This window comes from Vibrio sp. OPT46, assembly GCF_015163535.1.
Taxonomy (GTDB): domain Bacteria; phylum Pseudomonadota; class Gammaproteobacteria; order Enterobacterales; family Vibrionaceae; genus Vibrio; species Vibrio alginolyticus.
Genome location: NZ_JADDYG010000005.1, coordinates 137,899 through 139,214, shown reverse-complemented (window position 1 = coordinate 139,214; position 1,316 = coordinate 137,899). Strand labels below are relative to the sequence as shown.

The window sequence follows — 1,316 nt, the reverse complement described above, 5'->3', positions numbered from 1 at the left end:
CAACGCCCGGAAACAAGGTTTGGTTTTCTACTTCCGACAACCCGAAACGAAAATACCCCAATAGTTGGGAGTTGAGTGAGACCGAACAAGGCCACCGTATTTGTATCAACACCGCGCGTGCCAATCAATTAGCCGTAGAGGCTATTGAAAATAATGTCATTTCAGAGCTTTGTGGTTATGACACACTTCAAACTGAGGTGAAATACGGCAATGAAAATAGCCGAATTGATATCTTGCTCAGCGCAGACGACAAGCCAAAGTGCTATATAGAAGTGAAAAGCGTCACTCTTCTTGATGAGACCGACTCTACTGGACAAGGATACTTCCCAGATGCGGTCACGACTCGGGGACAAAAACACCTGAGAGAGCTCACAGAAATGGCACAAAATGGAAGTAGAGCCATACTTTTATTCACTGTTTTACATTCAGGTATTGAAAAAGTATCCGCGGCGCACCATATAGACGCGAAATATTCACTATTACTCAAACAAGCACAAGACGCTGGAGTGGAAGTTCTCTGCTACAAAGCTGAACTGAGCGATACTGGAATGAAGCTGATTTCCGCTATTGATTTTATCAATTAAGAGAAAAAATGATGTCGTCTTCACATTGACGATAACTTTGCGATTCAGTATTTGCTTGCACCGCCTCTTTTTGCTATAGATACCCGCCTTAAATTGACTGCGTAGCAGTTGACTAGGTGTAAGTAGGAGATGCTGTATGCCAGAATCAAAGAAGAAAACGATAGGCATCCTAGCCATTGCCGGCGTGGAGCCATATCAGGAAAAACCTGGTGAAGAGTACATGTCACCAGAGCAGGTTGAACACTTTACGAAAATCTTAACAGCTTGGCGCGACCAGCTAAGAGCTGAAGTGGATCGTACTGTTCACCACATGCAGGACGAAGCAGCAAACTTCCCAGATCCAGTTGACCGCGCCTCTCAAGAGGAAGAGTTCAGCCTAGAACTGCGTAACCGTGACCGCGAACGCCGTTTGATCAAGAAGATTGAAAAGACTTTGGATAAAATCAAAGAAGACGATTTTGGCTTCTGTGAGTCTTGTGGCGTAGAGATTGGCGTTCGCCGTCTTGAAGCACGTCCAACCGCTGACCTTTGTATTGACTGTAAAACACTTGCAGAAATCAAAGAGAAGCAAATGCAAGGTTAATCACCCAGCATTATGATTGTTGAAGGGAGCTCAGGCTCCCTTTTTGTTTTGGCTATCTTCGCACCCTATTTGTTTACTAAATTCGAGATACACGCATGACACGCTATGTAGGTCGATTCGCCCCATCTCCTTCTGGTCCACTGCATTTT

At 44.8% G+C, this 1,316-nt stretch carries 2 protein-coding genes; both read left to right on the top strand.

Annotated elements, in window-relative coordinates:
- Positions 1–584 (top strand): DNA/RNA nuclease SfsA (gene sfsA / locus IQR33_RS00835; protein ID WP_228013694.1); only part of this gene is annotated, 584 nt, incomplete at its 5' end.
- A 136-nt stretch (positions 585–720) separates the two neighbouring features.
- The gene (dksA, locus tag IQR33_RS00830; protein WP_005386584.1) at positions 721–1,167 is read left to right on the top strand and encodes an RNA polymerase-binding protein DksA; all 447 of its coding nucleotides are present in this window, start codon (positions 721–723) and stop codon (positions 1,165–1,167) included.
- Positions 1,168–1,316: the final 149 nt, after the last annotated feature.

What these genes read in the sequence shown, in the direction of transcription:
- dksA (WP_005386584.1), top strand. Translation starts at nt 721, where the DNA reads ATGCCAGAATCAAAGAAGAAAACGATAGGCATCCTAGCCATTGCCGGC.